Annotated in this window: 23 protein-coding genes; 7 read left to right on the top strand and 16 right to left on the bottom strand. The window is 74.8% G+C overall.

Going from position 1 to position 21,098, the window contains the following annotated elements; translation table 11 throughout:
* Positions 1–41: 41 nt before the first annotated feature.
* Positions 42–479: an STAS domain-containing protein gene (locus O2W17_RS16350; protein ID WP_269193499.1), complete on the bottom strand. Its 438-nt coding sequence runs from the start codon at positions 477–479 to the stop codon at positions 42–44.
* Between the two features lie 188 nt (positions 480–667).
* Between O2W17_RS16350 and O2W17_RS16345 the strand changes: the two genes are divergently transcribed.
* The 7 genes from O2W17_RS16345 (at position 668) to O2W17_RS16315 (ending at position 5,986) form a co-directional block, all read left to right on the top strand.
* Positions 668–1,153 (top strand): Hsp20/alpha crystallin family protein, encoded by a 486-nt coding sequence (locus tag O2W17_RS16345; protein ID WP_269193498.1) that lies wholly within the window; start codon positions 668–670, stop codon positions 1,151–1,153.
* Between the two features lie 100 nt (positions 1,154–1,253).
* Complete coding sequence (locus O2W17_RS16340) at positions 1,254–1,586, top strand: MerR family transcriptional regulator (protein ID WP_269193497.1); 333 nt, start codon at positions 1,254–1,256, stop codon at positions 1,584–1,586.
* Positions 1,587–1,644: 58 nt separating this feature from the next.
* Positions 1,645–1,965 (top strand): metal-sensitive transcriptional regulator, encoded by a 321-nt coding sequence (locus O2W17_RS16335; protein ID WP_442864581.1) that lies wholly within the window; start codon positions 1,645–1,647, stop codon positions 1,963–1,965.
* 29 nt (positions 1,966–1,994) lie between these two features.
* Positions 1,995–2,207, top strand: coding sequence for a heavy-metal-associated domain-containing protein (locus O2W17_RS16330; protein ID WP_269193496.1), 213 nt, complete (start codon positions 1,995–1,997; stop codon positions 2,205–2,207).
* A 13-nt stretch (positions 2,208–2,220) separates the two neighbouring features.
* Positions 2,221–3,150, top strand: a complete 930-nt coding sequence (locus O2W17_RS16325; protein ID WP_269193495.1) for a hypothetical protein — start codon at positions 2,221–2,223, stop codon at positions 3,148–3,150.
* A gap of 50 nt (positions 3,151–3,200) precedes the next feature.
* On the top strand, positions 3,201–5,477 hold the full coding sequence (locus O2W17_RS16320) for a heavy metal translocating P-type ATPase (protein WP_269194391.1): 2,277 nt from the start codon (positions 3,201–3,203) through the stop codon (positions 5,475–5,477).
* A 248-nt stretch (positions 5,478–5,725) separates the two neighbouring features.
* Positions 5,726–5,986 (top strand): hypothetical protein, encoded by a 261-nt coding sequence (locus O2W17_RS16315; RefSeq protein ID WP_269193494.1) that lies wholly within the window; start codon positions 5,726–5,728, stop codon positions 5,984–5,986.
* On the opposite strand, the gene O2W17_RS16310 is transcribed toward O2W17_RS16315, so the two are convergent.
* The 15 genes from O2W17_RS16310 to O2W17_RS16240 all read right to left on the bottom strand — a co-directional run bounded on the left by O2W17_RS16310 (position 5,972) and on the right by O2W17_RS16240 (position 21,086).
* Positions 5,972–6,964, bottom strand: a complete 993-nt coding sequence (locus tag O2W17_RS16310) for an NAD(P)H-quinone oxidoreductase (RefSeq protein ID WP_269193493.1) — start codon at positions 6,962–6,964, stop codon at positions 5,972–5,974. The genes O2W17_RS16315 and O2W17_RS16310 overlap by 15 nt on opposite strands.
* Positions 6,965–7,016: 52 nt before the next feature.
* Complete coding sequence (locus tag O2W17_RS16305) at positions 7,017–8,441, bottom strand: NADP-dependent succinic semialdehyde dehydrogenase (RefSeq protein ID WP_269193492.1); 1,425 nt, start codon at positions 8,439–8,441, stop codon at positions 7,017–7,019.
* A gap of 61 nt (positions 8,442–8,502) precedes the next feature.
* Positions 8,503–10,065, bottom strand: coding sequence for an acyl--CoA ligase family protein (locus O2W17_RS16300; protein ID WP_269193491.1), 1,563 nt, complete (start codon positions 10,063–10,065; stop codon positions 8,503–8,505).
* Positions 10,066–10,114: 49 nt separating this feature from the next.
* Positions 10,115–11,023 carry an amidohydrolase family protein gene (locus tag O2W17_RS16295; RefSeq protein WP_269193490.1) on the bottom strand — a complete coding sequence of 303 codons (909 nt, stop codon included), beginning with the start codon at positions 11,021–11,023 and terminating at the stop codon, positions 10,115–10,117.
* Positions 11,020–11,898 carry an alpha/beta fold hydrolase gene (locus O2W17_RS16290; RefSeq protein ID WP_269193489.1) on the bottom strand — a complete coding sequence of 293 codons (879 nt, stop codon included), beginning with the start codon at positions 11,896–11,898 and terminating at the stop codon, positions 11,020–11,022. The genes O2W17_RS16295 and O2W17_RS16290 overlap by 4 nt, the downstream gene beginning before the upstream one ends.
* On the bottom strand, positions 11,895–12,308 hold the full coding sequence (locus tag O2W17_RS16285; RefSeq protein ID WP_269193488.1) for a hypothetical protein: 414 nt from the start codon (positions 12,306–12,308) through the stop codon (positions 11,895–11,897). The genes O2W17_RS16290 and O2W17_RS16285 overlap by 4 nt, the downstream gene beginning before the upstream one ends.
* A complete protein-coding gene (locus O2W17_RS16280; protein ID WP_269193487.1) occupies positions 12,305–13,141 on the bottom strand; it encodes an N-acyl homoserine lactonase family protein in 837 nt (278 codons plus the stop codon). Before O2W17_RS16280 ends, O2W17_RS16285 begins: the two co-directional genes overlap by 4 nt.
* Positions 13,142–13,167: 26 nt before the next feature.
* Positions 13,168–13,578, bottom strand: coding sequence for a carboxymuconolactone decarboxylase family protein (locus O2W17_RS16275; protein WP_269193486.1), 411 nt, complete (start codon positions 13,576–13,578; stop codon positions 13,168–13,170).
* The gene (locus tag O2W17_RS16270) at positions 13,575–14,513 is read right to left on the bottom strand and encodes an NAD(P)-dependent oxidoreductase (RefSeq protein ID WP_269193485.1); all 939 of its coding nucleotides are present in this window, start codon (positions 14,511–14,513) and stop codon (positions 13,575–13,577) included. Before O2W17_RS16270 ends, O2W17_RS16275 begins: the two co-directional genes overlap by 4 nt.
* The gene (locus O2W17_RS16265; RefSeq protein WP_269193484.1) at positions 14,510–16,204 is read right to left on the bottom strand and encodes an AMP-binding protein; all 1,695 of its coding nucleotides are present in this window, start codon (positions 16,202–16,204) and stop codon (positions 14,510–14,512) included. The genes O2W17_RS16270 and O2W17_RS16265 overlap by 4 nt, the downstream gene beginning before the upstream one ends.
* Before the next feature lie 44 nt (positions 16,205–16,248).
* Positions 16,249–17,244 carry an NADPH:quinone oxidoreductase family protein gene (locus O2W17_RS16260; RefSeq protein ID WP_269193483.1) on the bottom strand — a complete coding sequence of 332 codons (996 nt, stop codon included), beginning with the start codon at positions 17,242–17,244 and terminating at the stop codon, positions 16,249–16,251.
* On the bottom strand, positions 17,241–18,407 hold the full coding sequence (locus O2W17_RS16255; RefSeq protein WP_269193482.1) for a CaiB/BaiF CoA transferase family protein: 1,167 nt from the start codon (positions 18,405–18,407) through the stop codon (positions 17,241–17,243). The genes O2W17_RS16260 and O2W17_RS16255 overlap by 4 nt, the downstream gene beginning before the upstream one ends.
* Positions 18,404–19,438 carry an acyl-CoA dehydrogenase family protein gene (locus tag O2W17_RS16250; RefSeq protein WP_269193481.1) on the bottom strand — a complete coding sequence of 345 codons (1,035 nt, stop codon included), beginning with the start codon at positions 19,436–19,438 and terminating at the stop codon, positions 18,404–18,406. Before O2W17_RS16250 ends, O2W17_RS16255 begins: the two co-directional genes overlap by 4 nt.
* Complete coding sequence (locus O2W17_RS16245) at positions 19,435–20,214, bottom strand: enoyl-CoA hydratase-related protein (RefSeq protein ID WP_269193480.1); 780 nt, start codon at positions 20,212–20,214, stop codon at positions 19,435–19,437. The genes O2W17_RS16250 and O2W17_RS16245 overlap by 4 nt, the downstream gene beginning before the upstream one ends.
* Entirely contained in the window at positions 20,211–21,086 is an 876-nt protein-coding gene (locus O2W17_RS16240; RefSeq protein WP_269193479.1) for a 3-hydroxyacyl-CoA dehydrogenase family protein, read from the bottom strand. Before O2W17_RS16240 ends, O2W17_RS16245 begins: the two co-directional genes overlap by 4 nt.
* Positions 21,087–21,098: the final 12 nt, after the last annotated feature.

Below are 21,098 nucleotides of genomic sequence, written 5' to 3'. Positions count from 1 at the left end.
GCTAGGAGCCCCGGCGTCCCCGGGCAGCGCCCGACACCGGACTAGGAGTGCTCGGCGCCCCGCGAGCCGGGGCGGCCGTCGGCCGTCGCCTCGGCCGAGACCGTGCCGCCGGCGTCGACGACGGTGAACCGGTGCCAGAGCCCGGTGAGCTGCAGCGGGCGCGCGACCGACGGTGGTGGGTCCACCAGCGCGGTGTCGATGGCCCGCGGGACGCCCAGCTTCTGCAGCTGGACCAGCACGGCCAGCCCCGCGGAGTTCATGAAGGGGACCTGCCGGAGGTCCAGCTCCACCCGGCGCAGCGAGTGCTCGGTGAGCAGCAGATCGGTCACGGTGCGCACCAGCGGGCGGCGGGCGGCCTCGGTCAGCTCACCGCCGACGGTGATCCGGGCCGTCTCCCCCTCCACCGTGTGCGACACGGGGGGCTCGGCGGCCGTCGTGTCCGGGTGCGTGTCCTGAGGCGTGGTGCTCGTCTCCTCCACGAGGAGGTCGTTGCCCCGCGGGGCACCGGTTCACGCACCGGCCCCGGGGTGTCCCGGCCGGGAGGTCGCGGGAACATTCAGCGCGAAGGCACGTTACATGTACGCGCTGCCGAGGTAATCTCCAGTCGCCACTAGAGGTTCTACCTCGGGCAGCGAACACCAGATCGACCGTCCAGGAGGTTCCAGCCATGATGCTGACCGCTTACGACCCGTTCGCCGCCACGTCCAACGCCTTCCGGGCGCTGGACCAGCTCACCGGCCGCTCCGGCGCCACCACCGCGCGCCCGCTGTCGGGGATGCCGATGGACGCCTACCGGGTCGGCGACAACTTCGTCGCCCACTTCGACCTGCCGGGGGTCGACCCGGGCTCGATCGACCTGTCGGTCGAGGGCAACACCCTCACCGTCACCGCCGAGCGCTCGGTCCCCCAGCTGGAGAACGCGGAGTGGGCGATCGCCGAGCGCCCGTTCGGCAGCTACACCCGCCAGCTGGTGCTCGGTCGCAGCCTCGACACCGACCGGCTCGAGGCGAGCTACCACGACGGCGTGCTGAGCATCAGCATCCCGATCGCCGAGAAGGCCAGGGCGCGGAAGATCACCGTGACGCGGGCGGACGCACCGGCGGCCGTCGAGGCGCGCACCATCGACGGCGACCAGCCGGCGGTCGAGAGCTGACTCCCACCCGACCGGCACCACCGCAGGGGCCGGGCCCGCCTCGGGCCCGGCCCCTGCGCCGTCCGGCGCCCGACCGGGCGCCCCGATCCGGAGGCGCGCGATGACACCCGACCCCGCGGACCCGCTGCGCCGGCTCGACGACCCCGAGTACCCGGCGATGACGATGAGCCAGGCCGCGGAGCTGCTCGGCGTGCAGGCCGCGTTCCTGCGCAGCCTCGACAGCTCCGGCATCCTCCGGCCCCACCGCTCGCCCGGTGGCCACCGCCGGTACTCCCGCCGACAGCTGGTGCTGGCCGCCCGGATGCGGGTACTGCTCGACGACGGCCACCCGGTCGCCTCGGCCGAGGTGATCGTCGGGCTGCAGGACGAGCTGGCCTCTGCGCGGGCGGACCTGGACCGGCTCCGGGAGCGCACCGACGGACTTGACGGATAACCCTAGGGGGGTATGGTTCTTCTCGACGCCGCACCCGCGGTGCCGACAGGAGGACGACGTGGACACGACCGACAGCGGTTGCGCCGCCCACGACCACGCGCACGGCTACATCCACCGCAAGGACGACTACCTCAAGCGGCTGCGCCGGATCGAGGGCCAGGCCCGGGGCCTGCAGCGCATGGTGGAGGACGAGAAGTACTGCATCGACATCCTCACCCAGGTCTCGGCCATGACGAAGGCGCTGCAGGCGGTCTCGCTGGGGTTGCTCGAGGAGCACCTCAGCCACTGCGTGGTCGACGCCGCGCGGGCCGGCGGTCGCGAGGCCGAGGAGAAGGTCCGCGAGGCCACCGAGGCCATCGCCCGCCTCGTCCGCTCCTGATCATCCGCACCCCCCCGAGAGGAACCCCCGTGACCACCACCGCCAGCTACACCGTGACCGGCATGACCTGCGGCCACTGCGTCAACTCGGTGACCGAGGAGGTCTCGAAGGTGCCGGGCGTGACCGGGGTCGACGTCGACCTGGCCACCGGCGGCCTGACCGTCACCAGCGAGCAGCCGGTCGACGAGACCGCCGTCCGCGCCGCCGTCGAGGAAGCCGGATACGAGGTGAGCGGCCGCTGACGCGGCCGGCGCCATGAACACCCCCACGAAGATCGCCGCGTTCGCCGTCGGCCTGGTCGCCGTCTTCGGCGCCGCGGTCGGCGTGGGCTCCGCGGTAGGCCCGATCGGCCCGGCCGGGGACACCGGCGGGACCGCTGGCACCGGCGGAGCCGGGCACGCCGTGGCCGGGCCCGGCCACGGGGGCGGCGGTTCCGCCGCCCCCGCGCCGGCGGACGAGCCGGGCGGGCTGACGGTCAGCGCGGACGGCTACACCCTCGCCCTGGCCGACGACACCGCTCCGGCGGGTCCGGCCACCCCGGTCGCGTTCACCGTCCTGGGGCCCGACGGCTCCCCGGTGACCGCGTACGACACCGAGCACGACGTCGACCTGCACCTGATCGCCGTCCGCCGCGACCTCAGCGGCTACCAGCACGTGCACCCCGAGCTCGGGGACGACGGCGCCTGGCGGGCCCCCCTGGCGCTCGAGCCGGGCACCTGGCGGCTGTTCGCCGACTTCACCGCCGCGGCCGACGGCGCGAACCGCGTGCTCGGCGCGGACCTCGCCGTCCCCGGCGACTACGCCCCCGAACCGCTGCCCGCCCCGTCGGCCGTCGCCCAGGTGGACGGCTACACCGTCGTCCTGACCGGGGAGCTCGTCCCGGGCGAGGAGTCGGAGCTGACCTTGAGCGTGAGCCGCGACGGCGTCCCGGTCACCGACCTGCAGCCCTACCTCGGCGCCTACGGGCACCTGGTGGCGCTGCGCGACGGCGACCTCGCCTACCTCCACGTGCACCCCGCCGAGCACGAGGGCACCTCGGCCGCCCCGGGGCCGCACGTCCCGTTCGTCACCACCGCCCCATCGACGGGCACCTACCGGCTGTTCCTGGACTTCCGGCACGGCGACGCCGTGCACACGGCCGCGTTCACGGTGCCCGTCGAGCCGCACGAGGAGCACGGATCGTGACCACCGCCCCTGGCACCGCCACCAGCGACGTCGAGCTGCTCATCGGCGGCATGACCTGCGCGTCGTGCGCCGCCCGCGTCGAGAAGAAGCTGAACAAGCTCGACGGCGTCACCGCCACCGTCAACTACGCCACCGAGAAGGCGAAGGTCAGCTACGCCGACGGCGTCAGCACCGACGACCTGATCGCCACGGTGGAGAAGACCGGCTACCAGGCGCGCCTGCCCGAGCCCCCGCGGCCGGAGCTCGCCGCCGAGGCCGAGGCGGACCCGGCCGACGAGCCGGTGCGCGCGCTGCGCACCCGGCTGGTGGTCTCCGCGCTGCTCAGCGTGCCGGTGATCGCGCTGGCCATGGTCCCGGTGCTGCAGTTCGAGTACTGGCAGTGGCTGTCGCTGACCCTGGCCGCGCCGGTCGTCGTGTGGGGCGGCCTGCCGTTCCACCGGGCCGCCTGGACCAACCTGCGGCACGGGGCGGCCACCATGGACACGCTGGTGTCGCTGGGCACGCTCGCCGCCTTCGGCTGGTCGCTCTACGCGCTGTTCTGGGGCACCGCCGGCATCCCCGGCATGACCCACCCCTTCGAGCTGACGATCGCCCGCACCGACGGCAGCGCCAACATCTACCTCGAGGCCGCCGCCGGGGTGACGACGTTCATCCTCGCCGGCCGCTGGTTCGAGGCCCGCTCCAAGCGGCGGGCCGGGGCGGCCCTGCGCGCGCTGCTCGAGCTCGGCGCCAAGGACGTCACGGTGCTGCGCGGCGGCACGGAGCGACGGGTCCCGGTGGCCGAGCTGGGGCCCGGGGACCTGTTCGTCGTCCGCCCGGGCGAGAAGATCGCCGCCGACGGCGAGGTCATCGAGGGCTCCTCCGCCGTCGACGCCTCGATGCTGACCGGCGAGTCGGTGCCCGTCGAGGTCCGCCCCGGCGACGTCGTCACCGGGGGAACCGTCAACGCCGGGGGCCGGCTGGTCGTGCGCGCCACCCGGGTCGGCAGCGACACCCAGCTGGCCCAGATGGCGCGGCTGGTCGAGGACGCGCAGAACGGCAAGGCCGAGGTGCAGCGCCTCGCCGACCGGATCTCCGGCGTCTTCGTGCCGGTCGTCCTGGCCCTGACCGTGGCCACGCTCGGCTTCTGGATCGGGACCGGCGCGGGCCTGCCGGCCGCCTTCACCGCCGCCGTCGCGGTGCTGATCATCGCCTGCCCGTGCGCGCTGGGCCTGGCCACGCCGACCGCGCTGATGGTCGGCACCGGCCGCGGCGCCCAGCTGGGCATCCTCATCAAGGGCCCGGAGGTGCTGGAGTCCACCCGCCGGGTGGACACCGTCGTCCTGGACAAGACGGGCACGGTCACGACCGGCCGCATGACCCTGCTGGACGTCGTCCCCGCCGCCGGTGAGGACGCCGACCGGGTGCTGCAGCTGGCCGGTGCGCTGGAGTCGGCCTCCGAGCACCCGATCGCCCAGGCGGTCGCCCGGGGGGCGGCCGAGCGGACCGACCCGCTCCCGGCGGTGGCCGACTTCGCCAACGTGGAGGGGCTCGGCGTCCAGGGCGTGGTCGAGGGGGCGGCGGTGGTGGTCGGCCGGCGACGGCTGCTGGCCGACTGGGCGATGCCGCTGCCCGCCTCCCTCGACCGGGCCGTCACCGACGCCGAGGGCGCCGGCCGCACCGCGATCGCGGTCGGCTGGGACGGCGCGGCCCGCGGCGTGCTCGTGGTCGCCGACGCGGTCAAGGACACCTCCGCCCGGGCCGTCGCCCAGCTGCGTGCTCTCGGGCTGACCCCGATCCTGCTCACCGGTGACAACGAGCCGGCCGCGCGGGCCGTCGCCGCCCAGGTGGGCATCGACGAGGTGATCGCCGAGGTGCTGCCCCAGGACAAGGTGGACGTGGTCCGCCGGCTCCAGGACGAGGGCCGCACGGTGGCGATGGTGGGCGACGGCGTGAACGACGCGCCGGCCCTGGCGCAGGCCGACCTCGGGCTGGCGATGGGCACCGGGACCGACGTCGCGATCCAGGCGAGCGACCTGACCCTGGTGCGCGGGGACCTGCGGGCCGCCGCCGACGCCATCCGGCTCTCCCGCCGGACGCTGACCACCATCAAGGGCAACCTGTTCTGGGCGTTCGCCTACAACGTGGCCGCGCTCCCGCTGGCCGCCGCGGGGCTGCTCAACCCGATGATCGCCGGCGCCGCCATGGCGTTCAGCTCCGTGTTCGTCGTCTCCAACAGCCTGCGGCTGCGCGGGTTCGCCCCGCTGCCGGAGAACCGGGACGCGACGACCGCCGTGCCGTCGGGCCGCCCGGCCGCCGCGCCGGCCGAGCCCGCCACCCGTCGCTGACCGGCCGCAAACCGGCGGAGTGCCGTGCGTCCGCCGGGCCTGCGGGGGTACCACCCGGGCGCAGTCCGGCTCTGCCCAGGCCAGGTGGGCAGAGCCGGACAGCGCCCAGGTACCTGTTCCCCCTCGGAGGTGTTCCGCTGAGTACCACCCTCGACCACGGCCGGCGACCGGCTGCCCGCATCGCGTCCGCCGTCGGGCTGGCCGCCGGTCTGGCCCTGCTCGTCCGCGCGGCCCCGCTCACCGAGCGGTTGGCCCCGCGCTTCCCGCACCGCCGGCTGTGGATCGCCCGGGTGCTCGGTGCCCGGCTGGTCGCCCAGCACGTGGCAGTGCTGGTCTCGCCGGAACCCGCCACGCTGCGCCTGTCGGCGGCGGTGGACGGCCTGCACGCGGCGAGCATGCTGCCGGTGCTGGCCCTCCCCCGCTACCGCCGGGCCGCCCTGCTCAGCGGCGGTTTCGCGGCGGTCTCCGCCCTGGCCGCGCAGCGCCAGGCGGGGTCAGCCCGCCGTTAGCAGCAGCACCTTGCCCACGTGGCTGCTGCCCTCCAGCAGCGCGTGCGCCTCGGCCGCCCGGCTCATCGGCAGCCGGCTGTCCACGACCGGCCGGATCGTTCCTGCCTCGACGTCGGGCCAGACGTCGGCGCGCACGGCGGCGACCACCTCCGCCTTGCTGCCCGGCCCCGTGGCGGGGCGGCCGCGCAGCGTGGTGGCGTGCACGGTCCCCCGCTTCCGCATGAGGACGCCGAAGTCCAGCTCCCCGCGCGTGCCGCCCTGCATGCCGATCGTCACCAGCCGGCCGCCGGTGGCCAGGACGTCGACGTTGCGCCCCAGGTAGGCGGCGCCCATGTTGTCCAGCACGACGTCGGCGCCGTGCCCGTCGGTGGCCTGCCGCACCTCGGCCACGAAGTCCTGCTCCCGGTAGTTCACCAGGATGTCGGCCCCGAGCTCACGGCAGACGTCGAGCTTCGCCGCGCTGCCGGCGGTGGTGGCCACCCGCGCCCCGGCGCGGGCGGCCAGCTGGATCGCCATCGTCCCGATGCCGCTCGAGCCGCCGTGCACGAGGAACACCTGCCCGGCGCGCAGCCCCGCGAGCATGAAGACGTTCGACCACACCGTGCAGACGACCTCCGGGAGGGCGGCGGCGCTCACCAGGTCCATCCCGGCGGGCGGTGGCAGCAGCTGGGTGGCGGGCACGGCCACCCGCTCGGCGTAGCCGCCGCCGGAGAGCAGCGCGCACACCTCGTCACCGACGGACCACCCGGTCACCTCCGGGCCGACCTCGCTGATGACGCCGCTGCACTCCAGCCCGAGGATCTCGCTGGCGCCCGGTGGCGGTGGGTAGTTCCCCTCCCGCTGCATGATGTCGGCGCGGTTGACGGCCGCGGCGACGACGTCGACGACCACCTCCTCCGGACCGCACACCGGGTCGGGCGCCTCCCCCCAGCCGAGCACCTCCGGGCCACCGGACCCCGTCATCGTCACCGCGCGCATCCACCGCTCCTTCCTGCACGTGCACCTGTACTGCGACCGGACCTGGCTGGGCTCACTCGGCGGCGGCTCCGGCGGTGCTGCCCTTGGCCTGGGCGTCGCTGGGTCCGCCGACCCACACGGTCTTGGCGTTCGTGAACTCGTACATGCCGACGTCGGTCAGTTCCCGGCCGTAGCCGCTCTGCTTGATCCCGCCGAAGGGCAGCTCCGGGTAGCTGGCGGTCATCCCGTTGATGAACGCCATGCCCGAGGCGATGTCCCGGACGAACTGCGCGCGCTCGTCCTCGTCCTCGCTCCACAGGTTCGACCCCAGCCCGTACACGTGGCTGTTGGCGATCTCGATCGCCTCCTCCAGCGAGTCCACCGTGTACAGCGCCGCGACCGGCCCGAAGACCTCCTCGGAGTGCATCCGCATCTCCGGGGTCACCCCGCTCACCAGGGTGGGCTCGTAGAACCAGCCCGGCCGCTCCACGCGCGCGCCGCCGACCACCACGCTGGCGCCCTTGGCGCGGGCGTCCTCGACGTACTCCTCGACGTCCTGCACCCCGGACTCGGTGGCCAGCGGACCGATCTGCGTGTCGGGGTCCATCGGGTCCCCGACGGTCAGGGCGCCGATCTTCTCGGCGAACAGCCGGGTGAACTCCTCGGCCACCTCCCGGTGCACGAAGAACCGCTTCGCGGCGATGCAGCTCTGCCCGTTGTTCTGGTTCCGCGCCGTGGTCGCCACCTCCGCGGCGGTCTCCAGGTGCGCCGAGGGCATCACGATGAACGGATCGGACCCACCCAGCTCCAGCACCGTGGGCTTGAGCACGTCCCCGGCGATCGCGGCCACCGACTGACCCGCCGGCCCGCTCCCGGTCAACGTCGCCGCCACCACCCGGTCATCGCGCAGCACCCGCTCCACGGTGCCCGAGCCGATCAGCAACGTCTGGAACACCCCCGCCGGGAACCCCGCCCGGCTGAACAGCTCCTCGAGGTACAGCGCCGTCTGCGGCACGTTGCTGGCGTGCTTGAGCAGGCCCACGTTGCCGGCCATCAGGGCCGGGGCGGCGAACCGCATCGCCTGCCACAACGGGAAGTTCCACGGCATGATCGCCAGCACCACCCCCAACGGCTGGTGCACCACGAACGCCCGCTCCGCGCCCACCGCCGCCGCGTCCTTCACCTGCGGCTCCAGCATCGCCGGCCCCCGCTCGGCGTACCAGCGCAACGCCGCCACGCACTTGCCCGCCTCCGCCTTCGCCGACGCCAGCGTCTTGCCCATCTCGGTGACCATCAGCTCGGCGACGGCGTCCACGTCGCCTTCGAGCACATCCGCCGCCGCCCGCAGCCAGCCGGCCCGTTCCGCCGGCGAGGTCAGCCGGTAGGCCGCGAACGCCTCCGCGGCCCGGGCCAGCTTCTCCTCCAGGGCCTCGTCGGTGAGCGGCTCGAACGTCTTCAACGTCTCCCCGGTGGCCGGGTTGATCGTGGCGATCGCCATGGTGTTCTCCGTTTGCGTGTCGTGGGTCGGCAGCGGGTGCTGCCGTGGTCGGCGGGCGGGGTCAGCCGTGCTGCTCGCGCAGCAGGTTCTTCTGCACCTTGCCCGTGGAGGTCTTCGGGAGCTCCCCGCGGACGAAGCGCTTCGGCGTCTTGAACGCGGCCAGCCGGGACCGGACGAAGTCGGCCAGTTCCTGGTCGCCGACCTCCGCCCCGGGCCGCAGGGTCACGTAGGCCACCGGCACCTCGCCCCACTTCTCGTGCGGCTCGGCGACCACGGCGGACTCGACGACGGCGGGGTGCGCGTCGAGGGCCCGCTCGATCTCCACCGAGGAGATGTTCTCGCCCCCGGAGATGATGATGTCCTTGCTGCGGTCCCGGATCTCCACGTAGCCGTCCGGGTGGACGACCGCGAGGTCCCCGGTGCGGAACCAGCCCCGCTGCCCGTCCGCGTCGGCGAGCGTGACCGCCGCGGTGGCCTCGTCGTCGCGGTAGTAGCCGAGCATCACGTCGTTGCCACGGGCGACGATCTCCCCGACGGTCGTCGCGTCGCGGGGCACGTCGGCGCCGTTGTCGTCCACGACGCGCAGCGGATCGGCGACCACGTTGCCCACGCCCTGCCGGGCCTTGAGCTCGGCCTGCTGGTCGGCGCCCAGGTCGTCCCACTCCGGGTGCCACTCGTTGAGCGCCAGCGGCCCGTAGGTCTCGGTGAGGCCGTACAGGTGGGTGACGTCCATGTTCAGCGCCGACATGCGCGCCAGCAGCGTCGGCGTGGGCGGCGCGCCACCGGTCTGCACCTCCACCCGCGGGTCCACCGGCCCCTCGGCCGCCTCGTCGGCGTTGAGGATCATCGTCAGCACGGTGGGGGCCGCGCTGAAGTGGGTGATGCCCTCGGTGCGCAGCAGCTGCCAGATGCGGGAGGGCTCGACGCGCGGCAGGCAGACGTGGGTGGCGCCGGCCGCCGAGACCGCCCACGGGAAGCACCAGCCGTTGCAGTGGAACATCGGCAGCGTCCAGAGGTACTGGCTCGTGGTGCCGAGGCCGGTGTGCATGGCCATCGCCAGGGCCTGCAGGTAGGCGCCGCGGTGCGCGTACATCACGCCCTTCGGCCGTCCCGTCGTCCCGGACGTGTAGTTCAGCGCCAGCAGCCCGGTCTCGTCCGCGCAGGGCAGCGCCAGCGGCTCCCCTCCGGCCAGCAGCTGCTCGTACTCGCTGTCCTGGTCACCGGCCAGCACCAGCGGGATGCCGGCGGCCCCGGCCACCTCGGTCGCGGTCTCGGCGAACTGCGGGTCGGCGACCAGGAGCGAGGCCCCGGAGTGCTCCAGGACGTAGCCGAGCTCCCCCGGGGAGAGCCGGGTGTTCAGCGGCACGATCACCGCGCCGGCCCACGGGATCCCGTTGTGCAGCTCGAGCATCGTGGCGCTGTTCGCGCACAGCGCCGCCACCCGGTCGCCGGGTGCGATGCCGCGCGCGGCCAGCCCGCCGGCCAGCCGGCGGGACCGGTCGGCGAACTGCCGGTAGGTGAAGCGACGGTCGCCGTCGATGATCGCGGTGCGATCGGGGAACACCCGCGCCGACCTCTCGAGGTAGGCGGTGGGGCTGAGCTGGCTGAACGTGAACGAGGCCATCCAGGTCTCCTGACGGGTCGGCGGGGAGCGGGTCGAGCGGAGCCCTGGGTCACACCCTGCCCGCTCCGGGCCCATCCGGCTCGGGCGGCACCGGACCGGCGGGGCCGAAGCCGTACCGGCGGGTGGGGTTGTCGACCAGGACGGCGTGCTGGACGGCGGGGTCGGGCAGCCAGCGCTCCAGGCGCGCACGCATGCCGGCGCCGTCGGGCACGGGCAGGTGCAGGCCCACGTGCGGCCAGTCGCTGCCCCACAGCAGGTTCTGCGGCCGGACCTCGGCCAGCGCGCGGACCCGCGCGGCGATCGCCTCCTCGTGCTCCGCCCACGCCGCGGCGTACGCGGCGCTGCCGGCCTCCGCCTCGACGCCGGCCGGCAGCAGCCGCTCCAGCCCGGACAGCGTCACCCAGACCTGGTCCTCGGCGAGCAGCTCCAGCACCAGCCGCATGGCGGGGTGGTCCAGCCCGACGTCGGACGGCAGGTAGCCGAGGTGGTCCAGCACCACCGGCACCGGGCAGCGGCGGACGTCGTCGCCGAGCCGGTCGAGGTGCCGGCGGACATCGGTCCAGACCTCGATGTGCCAGCCCAGGGGCGCCACCATCTCGCCGACCTCGACGAGGGCCTCCACCGGCACCCCGCCGGGGTAGCCGTCCTGCACGCGCGTGCCGCGGACGCCTGCGGCGTGCAGCTCGGCCAGCTTCTCCGGGGACGTGCCCGGCGCGACGCACGCCACGCCGCGCAGCGCCTCGGGCCGGGTCCGCAGCGCGGCCAGCAGGCAGCGGTGGTCGTCGCCGAAGGCGCTGGGCTGGACCAGCACCCCCCGGTCGCAGCCGGCGGCCCGCAGCTGCTCGGCGTGGTCGTGCACGTCGACCGGTGGCGGCTGGTAGGCGGCCCCGCCGACGAGCCGGGACATGTCGACGCCGTCGGCGACGAAGACGTGGCAGTGGGCGTCGACGGCACTCATGGACGGTCCTCCGGGGGCTCGGCCGGGCCGGCACCGGTGCGGGCCGCAGCCAGCTCGGCCAGCACCGGCAGCAGGTGGGTGCGGAACAGGGGGTAGTTCACGGCCATGGGGAAGTGCCCGATCCCCGGCATGGTGCCGCCGCGGGCACCCGGGACGGCGGCGAGGGCGGCGGCGGTGTCCTCCGGGCTGCAGGCGTGGTCGTACTCGCCGGTCAGCAGGTACACCGGGCACCGCGCGGTGTCGATCTCCCCCGCCCGCCCGCGCAGGTCCAGGTCCTCCGAGTAGAAGTAGGTGTCGCCCCGGTAGATCCCCGGGCCGCCCTGGCTGTAGGTCCACCACACCTCCCGGCGGGAGACCTCGGGGCTGGCCGGCGACATCAGGCTCGCCGTCCAGGAGGCGACGGCCTGCTGGGCGTTGATGTCGGGGTGCAGCGACCAGTCCTGGAACCGCCCCTCGACGTGCAGCGCACCGGACAGCCCGATCACCCCGCCCCAGCGATCGGGGTCCCGCCGGGCCAGCTCGAGCACCAGCGAGCCGCCCATGGAGCAGCCGAGCACGATCGGCCGGTCCAGGGCCAGCGCCTCGCACACGTCCTCGACGATCGCCACGTAGCGGTCGGTGGTGAGCAGGTACTCCTCCGTCCACCACCCCTCCGGCGGCAGCGACCGGCCGTGCCAGGGGAGGTCGAAGGCGACCACCCGGTGCCGGCCGGTCACCTCCGGGTCGGTCAGCAGGTGCCGGAACTGGCGGCTGTCCGACCCGGCGGTGTGCAGGGCGAGCAGCACCGGCCCGCTGCCCGCCTCCTCGAAGTAGACCCGGTGGTCCGCGCCGGACGAGCGGAGGTGGACGTACCGGCCCACGATGTCCTCGATCACCGCCCGGTCCCCCCGTCCGCGCCGGTGCCGTGCGCCGCTGCCCGGCCGTGCAGCCGGCCGAGCTCCACGAGGCGGGTGATCACCCGCAGGTGCCGGACGAGCTGCTCCCGGCCGGCCACCACCTCGATGCCGTCGGCCACCTTGGTCAGGGCCAGCAGGTCGTGCCGGCGCGGCGCGGCGCGGTCGTCGACCAGCTCCCGCCAGGCGGCGGCCGGCCCGCGCAGCTCCAGGTCGGCGCCGGGCCCGCCGTCGTCGATGCCGACCGCGCCCCGGTCGTAGCGGAGCAGCACGTCCTCCCCGCGGTCGTCGCGGAGGCGGGCGGTGAAGACGGAGAACCGCCCGATGTGCGCGTTCTCCGGGTCGGCGGCCACCGTGCGGGCCCAGCCGGTCAGCCACTCGCGCCCGGTCATGCCGGCAGCCTGCCGAGCACCCCGGCGATGCCGGCCAGCTCCGGGGACACCGGTTCGAGCCGGTCGAGCACGCCGGCGTCGTGGCCGGTGAGGACGTGGTCCACCGCCCCGGAGGCGACCAGGTCGCGGACCGTCTGCAGACCCCGGTAGAGGCCGGGCAGGTCGGTGACCGCGATGAAGGGCATGTCCCGCTCCAGCTCCTCGGTGAAGTGCACGGCGTCGGAGGCCAGCAGCACGACGCCCGCGGCGGTGCGCACGGTGACCATGGCCTGCCCCGGCGTGTGCCCGCCCACCTCGGTGACGACGACGCCCGGCGCCACCTCCAGGGAGCCGGAGAACCGGCGCAGCCGCCCCTCGGCCTCGGCCCGGGTCAGCGCCGCCACCTCGTCGGCCTCGGTGAAGTGCCCGATCAGCGGCTTGGCCGCCATCGGGGAGGTCCAGAAGTCGACCTCGGCGTCGCTGACCACGACCGTCGCCGCGCGGAACAGCCCGACGTTGCCGATGTGGTCGTAGTGCGCGTGGGTGACGACCAGGGTCTGCGGCGCCGCGGTGTCCACGCCCAGCCGCCGGTAGGCCTCGGCGGGGTCGATCAGCACCGTGCGCCCGCGTGCCTCCGCCGGACCGCTGCCGAACCCGGTGTCGACCAGGACGGTCGTGCTCGGGCTGCGCAGGATCCACAGGTAGTAGTCGACGGTGAAGTCGGCGTCCGGCTCGCCGTACTGCGCGTAGTTCAGGAACACCTCGCTCCGCCGCGCCCGGCGGGTGCCGTGCCGGACGACGACCACCTCGTAGACGTCGTCCGGCGCGGCACCCGCTCCCGCCCCGGCCGGCATGACCGCCGCCTCCCCGGCCCTGGCCATCAGGCCCCGCGGCCGCCCTCGTGCACGGCGACCGACGGCTCCAGGCCGTCGGCGTCGACGACCTCGCGCCACGCGTCGAAGCCGGCCTGGAACGCCACGATCCCGGCCTCGGGCAGCGCGATCTCGATCGCCTCGAGGATCTCCTCGGGGCTGACGCCCAGGTCCAGCGCCACCCGGATGTGGCTCTGGATGTGCCCCTTGGACGCGCGGATCACCGTCAGGCTGACGATGAAGATCAGCTCCTTGGTCTTCCGGTCCAGCCGGCGCTGGTCCAGGTAGGCCGCCCCGACCAGCCCGTTGGCCGCCTGCAGCACCGGGAAGTCGTGCTTGGCCATGACCTTGTGGTAGTCGAGGACGTAGCCCCGTGATCGGGCCATCTCGTCGATGTAGGCCTGCGGGTCGTCGGTCACGGGATCTCCTCGTCGTCGGTGGTGGGTCGTGCCTGCCGGTCCCCGGTCCCGCTGCGCAGCGAGGTCCGGTTGACCGACTCGTAGTGGCGGGCGATCTCGGTGTGGTCGAGGCCGGCCCCGCCGAGGGCCTCGCGGGCCCCGAGCGCCGCGGCGTACGCGGCGTCGGTGACCGGGATGCTCGCCTGCTGCGCCGCGGCCAGCGACCGGGCGATGCCCAGGTCCTTGATCATCAGGTCCATGGCGAAGCCGGAGTCGTAGCTGCCGGTCAGGACGTGCTTGGGGTACTTGACCTCGGTGGCCTGGGACCGGCCGGTGGAGGTGTTGAGCACCTCGACCATCACCTCTGGCGCGATGCCGAAGCCCGCGGCGACGGTGAGCACCTCGGCGGCGGCCGCCAGGTTCGTCGCCGACAGCAGGTTGTTCAGCGCCTTCGCGGCGTGGCCGGCGCCGGCAGCACCGACCACGGTCACCGAGCCCCCGAGGGGTTCCAGGTGCGGCCGGGCGCGCTCGACGTCCGCCGGATCGCCCCCGACCATGATCGACAGCTCCCCGGTGACGGCGCGGGCCACGCCCCCGGAGACGGGCGCGTCCACGTACCCGGTGCCGCGCGCCCGGGCCTCGGCGGCCAGCCGCTGGGTGCTCGCCGGCTCGGAGGAGCCCATGTCGATGACCAGCGCGCCGGACGGCAGCCGGTCGAGCAGCCCGTCGGTCAGGAGCACCGCCTCGACGACCCGGCTGTCGGGCAGCATGAGGACGACGGTGTCGACGTCGCCCGGGAGCTCCGCCGACGTCGGCAGGGCCCGGCAGCCCAGCTCGTCGGCCAGTGCGGCGGCGACCGCGGGGTCGGCGTCGAGCAGCACGGTGTCGAACCGGTCGGCGTGGCGGCGCGCCATCGGTGCGCCCATGCGGCCCAGGCCCACGAAGAGGGTGCTCACGAGGCCGTGTACCGGGTGCGCAGCTCCACCTTGCGGATCTTGCCGCTGGGTGTCTTGGGCAGCGAGTCGACCAGCTCCAGCCGCTCGGGCAGGAAGTGCTTGCTCAATCCCTGGGCCAGGAGGAAGTCGCACACCTGCGCCAGCGTGGGCGTGGCGGTGCCCTGCGGCACGACGACCGCGCAGGCCCGCTCGCCCAGCCGGACGTCGGGGATCCCGATGACCGAGGCCTCGACGATCTGCGGGTGCTGGAACAGCATGCTCTCCACCACGGTCACCGGGATGTTCTCCCCGCCGCGGATGACGATGTCCTTCGTGCGCCCCTCGAGCAGCACGTACCCCTCCTCGGTGCGCCGGGCGGTGTCGCCGGTGGTGAACCAGCCGTCGGCGTCGATCTCCCGGGCGGTCGCCTCCGGCAGGTCGAGGTAGCCCAGGAAGAGCCCGGGCCCCCGGATCCGCAGCGCGCCGATGACCCCGGGCGGGGCCTCCTCCCCCGCCGTGTCGACGACGCTGACGTCGGTGCCCGGCACGGGGACGCCGTCGGTCGCCTGCGCGGCGGCCGGCAGGGCGGGTGTGCAGGAGATCCCGATGCCCAGCTCGGTCATGCCCCAGGCCGGGCAGACGTAGCAGCCGAAGAGCTCGCCGGCCACCGTCGGCAGGGTCCGCGGCACGGGGGCGCCGGCCAGCACCACGGTGCGCAGCGAGCACTCCTCGTCGTTCGCCAGCTCGGTGAGCACGAGGTCCTGCAGGAACGTGGGCGCCGAGAACATGGTCGTGACGCCCTCCTCCCGCACCACGGCGACCGCCTGCTCGGGCACCCAGCGGTCCAGGTACACCGCCGTGCCGCGCAGGTAGGTGGTCAGCAGGACGCCCCACAGGAAGCCGGTGTGGTGCCCGACCGGCGAGGCGACCAGGTTGACCAGGGGCTCGCCGAAGGTCTCCCGGCCCATGTGCGCGACCCAGTTCCGCAGCACGGCGGACAGCGTCTGGGAGGTGTTCATGACCCCCTTGGGCTCCCCGGTCGTGCCCGAGGTGAAGCCGACGTGGCACAGCGCGCGCGGGTCGGGCGCGCGCAGCTCCACCTCGGGGGCGTCCAGGAGCGAGGACAGCGGCCGGACGCCGTCGCCGGCCGGGTCCTCGCCGGCCGGGTCGCCGGCCACCACGACGTGCCGGACCGACGGCAGCCCGCTGCGCAGGCGCTGCACCAGCGCGCGCGGGCTGTTGCTGCCGAACCGCTCCGCCACCACCACGACGGCGGCGCCGGTCCGGCGCAGGATGACCTCCACCTCCCGCTCGCCGTAGGCCACCGGGATGCCGCTGTAGACGGCGCCCAGCTCGTTGATCGCGAAGATGAGCGCCGCGAAGTCGGTCGAGTTCGGCAGCATCACCGCCACGAAGTCGCCGGGCCGGACGCCCAGGGCGTGCAGCCCGCGGGCGTACCGCGAGGCCCGCTCGTCGAGCTCGGCGTAGGTCGTCCGCCGGGCGCCCGGCGCCCCGCTGACCCGGTCGACCGCCGCCACCCGCTCCGGGTGCTCGGCGGCCGCGGCCGTGAGCAGCGCGCGGAGCGGCTCGGCGACCCACGCCCCGCTCTGCTCGTAGTCGCGGGCGAGCCCGGCGGTCAGCCGGCTGTCGGGCCGGATGCCGGGATGCGCTTCCGCGGCAGGGGACGGCTGGCTGGTTCGCTGATCGGTCACCACGATCGCTCCTCGTACGGGTCGGTGGGGCTCGGAAGCAGGGCTCAGCTCGGTCCGGCGGCGGCCGGGGTGCAGGTGAGAACGACCTTGCCGGCGACGCTGCCGGCCCGGACGGCCTCGAGGGCGGCACCGGCCTGCTCGAGGGGGTAGGTGCGGGCGACCGGGACGGTGAGCCGCCCGTCGACGTACAGCTGCAGCAGGTGCTCGATCGCGGCCCGCACCGACTCCGGCTCGCGGTCGCGGTAGTCGGACACCTGCAGCCCCAGGACGGCGATGTTCTTCACCAGGACGTGGCCGGCCTTGATCGTCGGCAGGTCGCCGGAGGCGAACCCGATCACGACCAGCCGCCCCTCCCATGCGGTGCAGCGCAGCGACTGCGCGAACACCTCGCCGCCCACCAGCTCGAGGACGACGTCGGCGCCGCGGCCCCCGGTCAGCGCCAGCACCTCGTCCCGCAGGCCCGGGCCGGCCGTCACCACGGAGTCGGCGCCCTGCTGACGGGCGAGCGCCGCGCGCTCCTCGTCCTGGGCCACGGCGATGACCGTGGCGCCGAGCGCCTTGGCGAGCTGCACGCCGGCCGAGCCGACGCCGCCACCCGCGCCGGTGACCAGGACGGTCTCCCCCGGGCGCAGGCCGGCCCGCCGCACCAGGGCGAAGTGCGCGGTGATCGCGCCGAGTCCGAAGGCGGCGGCGTCGACGAAGGGCACCTCGTCCGGCAGCGCCACCACCTGGGGCTCGGGCACGGCGACCAACTCCGCGTAGCCGCCGTGCTCGATCTGGGCCAGGACCCGGTCGCCGACGGCGAGGCGGTCCACGCCCTCACCCAGCGCACGGACGGTGCCGGCGATCTCCTTGCCGGGGCTGAACGGGCGTTCGGGGAGGATCTGGTAGCTGCCGGCGACGACGAGGACGTCGGGGAAGTTGACCCCGGCCGCCGCCACCTCGACGAGCACCTCGCCGGGCCCGGCCACCGGATCGGCGAGCTCGCCGGGAACGAGGCTCTCCGGCGGGCCGAACTCCTGCACCAGTGCGGCTCTCATGCGGACCTCTCGGACGGGCCGGCGGCCCGGTCGAAGGTCAGCGCCTCCGGGCCGGTCCGCAGCGGCGGGTAGGGCAGGGACCTGGGCTGCGACCGGAGCTGGTCCACGACCGGGACGGGCAGCGCGCTGACGTCGAACCCGGGTCCGGCCACCCGGTGCCCGGACCGGGTGCGCAGGGTCTGGCTGCCCGCGGCTTCCTCGAGCGTGGCGACGACGCAGCAGCACACGTCCTCGCCGGCGAAGCGCTCGCTCCAGTGGGCGGCGGGGTGGGCGGCGATCCGCTCGGCGACCGCGGCGATCACCTCGTCCTCCCGGCCGGCGTCGGACCGAAGCGGCCCGGGCAGGTCCACGAGGTCGCAGAAGCGCTGCCAGAAGCGCTCCTCGAGGGGCGCGGCGGCCACGTGCCGGCCGTCGGCGGTCCGGTACAGGTGGTACCGGGGGCTGCCGCCGGTGAGCAGGTCGCGGCCGGGCTCCGGCCAGGTCCCGCTGCCCGCGTGGGTGGCGAGGTAGCCGTACGCGAGGGTGCTCAGGTTCGGGGTCATGCCGATGTCGAGGTGGCAGCCCTCGCCGGTGGTCTGCCGCCGGAAGAGGGCCAGCAGGACGTTCAGCACCGCCGGGTACGTGCCGCCGGCGATGTCGGCGATCACCGTCGGGGGCAGGTGCGGGTCACCGTGCTCGTCGACGACCACCCCGAGCAGGCCGGACTCGGCGAGGTAGTTCAGGTCGTGCCCGGCCCGTCCGGCCGCCGGCCCGGTCTGGCCGTAGCCGGTGATCGAGCAGTAGACGATCCCGGGGGCGACGGCGCGGAAGTCCTCGTAGCCCAGCCCGAGCCGGTCCATGACGCCGGGCCGGAACTGCTCGACGACGACGTCCACCTCGGGGGCCAGGGCGAGCAGCCGGTCGCGGACGGCGGGGTCCTTGAGGTCGACCGCCGCGCTGCGCTTCCCCCGGTTGAGCAGCGCGTAGTTGGCGCTGCTGTCCCCCAGCCGGGGCACGTAGCCGCGCATCTCGTCGCCGTGCGGGGGCCGCTCCACCTGGAGCACCTCCGCGCCCGCCTCGGCCAGCAGCAGCGTCGCCAGCGGTCCGGGGAGCAGGGCGGAGAAGTCGAGCACCCGGATCCCGGCCAGGGGCGGTGCCGGCCGGCCGTTCCCCGCGGCGCTCACCCGCCCGCCCCCACCAGCGTGCGCGCCGCCGACCGGGCGGCCTCGACGGCACCGGAGGCGGCCCGCAGCGACACCGCGTCCCGCAGCAGGCCCTCCACGGGGTACTCGGTCATGTAGCCGTAGCCGCCGTGCGACTGCACCGCGGCCGCTGCCACGTCGAGGGCCGCGTCGCAGGCCGGGAGCAGCGCGGCGGCCAGGGCGTCGGGCCGGTCGAGGTCGGCGGTGACCGCACCGACGAGGAGGGCCCGGGCGGCCGCGGCCTGCGCCGACAGCGACGCGCGGACGGTCGGGAGGTCGGTGAGCGGGGCGCCGAACTGCACGCGGCCGGCGCTGTACTCCAGCGCCACGGCGGCCGCTGCCTCGGCGATCCCGGCGGCGACGGCGGCCGCGCCGGCGTCCAGCAGGGCGCGGGCCCGCCCGGCCTGCGGTCCGCGCAGCACGGAGTCCCCGGGCACCGCCGCGTCGAGCCGGACGCCCACGGTCAGCGCCCCGTCGAACCCCGTGCGGGCGACCGGGGGCCCGAACGAGACCCCCTCCGGCGGGACCAGGACGGCGGTGCCGGCGTCCAGCAGCACCACCAGCCGCGGCTCCCGGCCGGCCGGGTCGATCCGGTCGAGGACGCCGGTCAGCCGCCCGCCGGTCAGCGTCACCGACCCCGGGTCGACCGCCGCCACCGCGACCGGTGCCCCGTCGTGCAGCCCGTCGAGCAGCGCGGGCATCCGGCCGACGGCGGCCAGGACCGGCGCCGCGGCGTGCGCCTGCACCGAGGCCCACGCCAGGGCCGGCCACGTCCCGGCGAGCCGGGCGAGGGCGACGAGCATGGTGGGGGCCGCCGCTCCCCCGCCGCCGTCGGGCTCCGCGACGCCCAGCGTCCACAGCCCCTGCTCGGCCAGGGTGCGCCGCGCGGCGTCGACGTCGTCCGGCCGGTCGTCGCCCACGCGGGCGAGCCGGTCGGCGGCGAGGTCGTCGACCAGGTCGAGGACCGCCTGCTGGTCGTCGTCGAGCCGGGGGCCGGCCCAGGGCCGCCTCACGACCAGAAGGTTTCCGGGTCCGGCGTCCGCTTGGCGCCGAAGGCGTCCCCGGTCTCGTGCGCCTCCTTGGTGGCCAGGTAGAGGGTGAGCTGCTGGTCGTGGGCCATCCGTGCCTGCCCGATGACGCCGGTGTGGCGGGCGGAGAAGGCGCCCTTGAGCGCGCCGATGGCCATCGGGCTGCGGGTGGCGATCTCCGCGGCCACCTCCTGCGCCCGCGACACCGCCTGACCGGCCGGGACCACCTCGTTGACCAGCCCCATGGCCAGCGCCTGGGCCGCGGTGTACTTCCGGTTGAGGTACCACATCTCCTTGGCCCGCTTCCGGCCGATGGAGTCCTCCAGGTACCAGGTGCCGTAGCCGGCGTCGAAGCTGCCCACCATGGGGCCGACCTGCCGGAAGACCGCGTTCTCCGACGCGATGGTCAGGTCGCAGATGTTGTGCAGCACGTTGCCGCCGCCGACCGCGAAGCCGTTCACCGCCGCGACCACCGGCTTGGCGATGGTGTCGATCGCCTCGTACACGTCGATGATCGGCAGCACCTGCGAGTAGTCCAGCGAGGTGGTCTCGTCGTGCTCCCCGCCGATGCAGAAGAACTTGTCGCCGGCGCCGGTGAGCACCGCGGCGCGCAGCCCGGGGTCGGTGCGGAACCGCTGGAGGGCGTCCTTGAGCTCCAGCAGGGTCTGCACCCGCAGCTTGTTCCCGGCGTCCGGCCGGTCGATGGTCAGGGTCAGGACCGGCCCCGAGGTCTCGGTCCGGATATCGGTGTAGTCGCTCATCGAACCTCTCCGTGCTCGGGCGCGCCCGCGCGGAAGCCGCGGCCGCTCTTGGTGCCGAGGTAGCCGGCCGCGACCATCTGGTGCAGCAGCGGCGGTGGGGCGAACTGGGGGTCGAGCGTCGCCGCGTAGGCGCTCTCGGTGGCGTGCCGGTGGACGTCGATGCCGATCAGGTCGAGCAGCGCCAGGGGGCCGAGCTTGTAGCCCAGACCCAGCTGGATGGCGACGTCGATGTCCTCGGCGCTGGCCAGCCCGTCGTCGTACTCCTGCACGACGTCGTTGAGGTAGGGCATCAGCAGCCGGTTGACCAGGAAGCCGGGCCGGTCCTTGACCTCGACCGGCGACTTCCCGATGTCCTCGACGAAGGCGACCAGGTCGGCCACGACGCCGTCGTCGGTCTGCAGCGCCCGCACCACCTCCACCAGCGCCATCACCGGCGCGGGGTTGAAGAAGTGCAGCCCGGCCATGCGGCCCGGGGCGTCCAGGGACGCGGCCAGGTCGGTCACCGACAGCGCCGAGGTGTTCGTGGTGAGCACCGCCTCCGCACCGACGACGTCCGCGACCCGGCCGAGCAGCTCCACCTTGACGTCGTGCTGCTCGACGACCGCCTCGATCACCAGGTCGACCCCGGCGAGCTCGGCGACGTCGGTCGTGCCGCGGATCCGGCCGAGGACGGCGTCCCGCTGCTCGGACGTGGTCCTGCCGCGCTCGACCCCGCCGTCGAGGAAGGTGCGCACCGCGTCGAGGCCGTGGTCGATCCGCGCCCGGTCGGTCTCCAGGACGACGACGTCGCGGCCGGAGGCGGCCACCACCTGGGCGATCCCGGCCCCCATCGTCCCGAGACCCAGGACGGCGACCCGCGGAAAGGTCCTCATGCTCGAACTCCG

Origin of the sequence: Blastococcus sp. VKM Ac-2987 (assembly GCF_026967805.1) — a bacterium.
Lineage (GTDB): Bacteria > Actinomycetota > Actinomycetes > Mycobacteriales > Geodermatophilaceae > Blastococcus.
Note: the sequence above shows the minus strand (reverse complement) of the source record. Positions and strands in the feature narration are given on the sequence as shown.

Excerpts from the sequence above, each read along its gene's own strand:
- O2W17_RS16345 (WP_269193498.1), top strand. The coding sequence starts at position 668 with ATGATGCTGACCGCTTACGACCCGTTCGCCGCCACGTCCAACGCCTTC.
- O2W17_RS16340 (WP_269193497.1), top strand. The coding sequence starts at position 1,254 with ATGACACCCGACCCCGCGGACCCGCTGCGCCGGCTCGACGACCCCGAG.
- O2W17_RS16325 (WP_269193495.1), top strand. The coding sequence starts at position 2,221 with ATGAACACCCCCACGAAGATCGCCGCGTTCGCCGTCGGCCTGGTCGCC.
- O2W17_RS16320 (WP_269194391.1), top strand. The coding sequence starts at position 3,201 with ATGACCTGCGCGTCGTGCGCCGCCCGCGTCGAGAAGAAGCTGAACAAG.
- O2W17_RS16310 (WP_269193493.1), bottom strand. The coding sequence starts at position 6,964 with ATGCGCGCGGTGACGATGACGGGGTCCGGTGGCCCGGAGGTGCTCGGC.
- O2W17_RS16305 (WP_269193492.1), bottom strand. The coding sequence starts at position 8,441 with ATGGCGATCGCCACGATCAACCCGGCCACCGGGGAGACGTTGAAGACG.
- O2W17_RS16300 (WP_269193491.1), bottom strand. The coding sequence starts at position 10,065 with ATGGCCTCGTTCACGTTCAGCCAGCTCAGCCCCACCGCCTACCTCGAG.
- O2W17_RS16295 (WP_269193490.1), bottom strand. The coding sequence starts at position 11,023 with ATGAGTGCCGTCGACGCCCACTGCCACGTCTTCGTCGCCGACGGCGTC.
- O2W17_RS16285 (WP_269193488.1), bottom strand. The coding sequence starts at position 12,308 with ATGACCGGGCGCGAGTGGCTGACCGGCTGGGCCCGCACGGTGGCCGCC.
- O2W17_RS16280 (WP_269193487.1), bottom strand. The coding sequence starts at position 13,141 with ATGCCGGCCGGGGCGGGAGCGGGTGCCGCGCCGGACGACGTCTACGAG.
- O2W17_RS16260 (WP_269193483.1), bottom strand. The coding sequence starts at position 17,244 with ATGAGAGCCGCACTGGTGCAGGAGTTCGGCCCGCCGGAGAGCCTCGTT.
- O2W17_RS16245 (WP_269193480.1), bottom strand. The coding sequence starts at position 20,214 with ATGAGCGACTACACCGATATCCGGACCGAGACCTCGGGGCCGGTCCTG.
- O2W17_RS16240 (WP_269193479.1), bottom strand. The coding sequence starts at position 21,086 with ATGAGGACCTTTCCGCGGGTCGCCGTCCTGGGTCTCGGGACGATGGGG.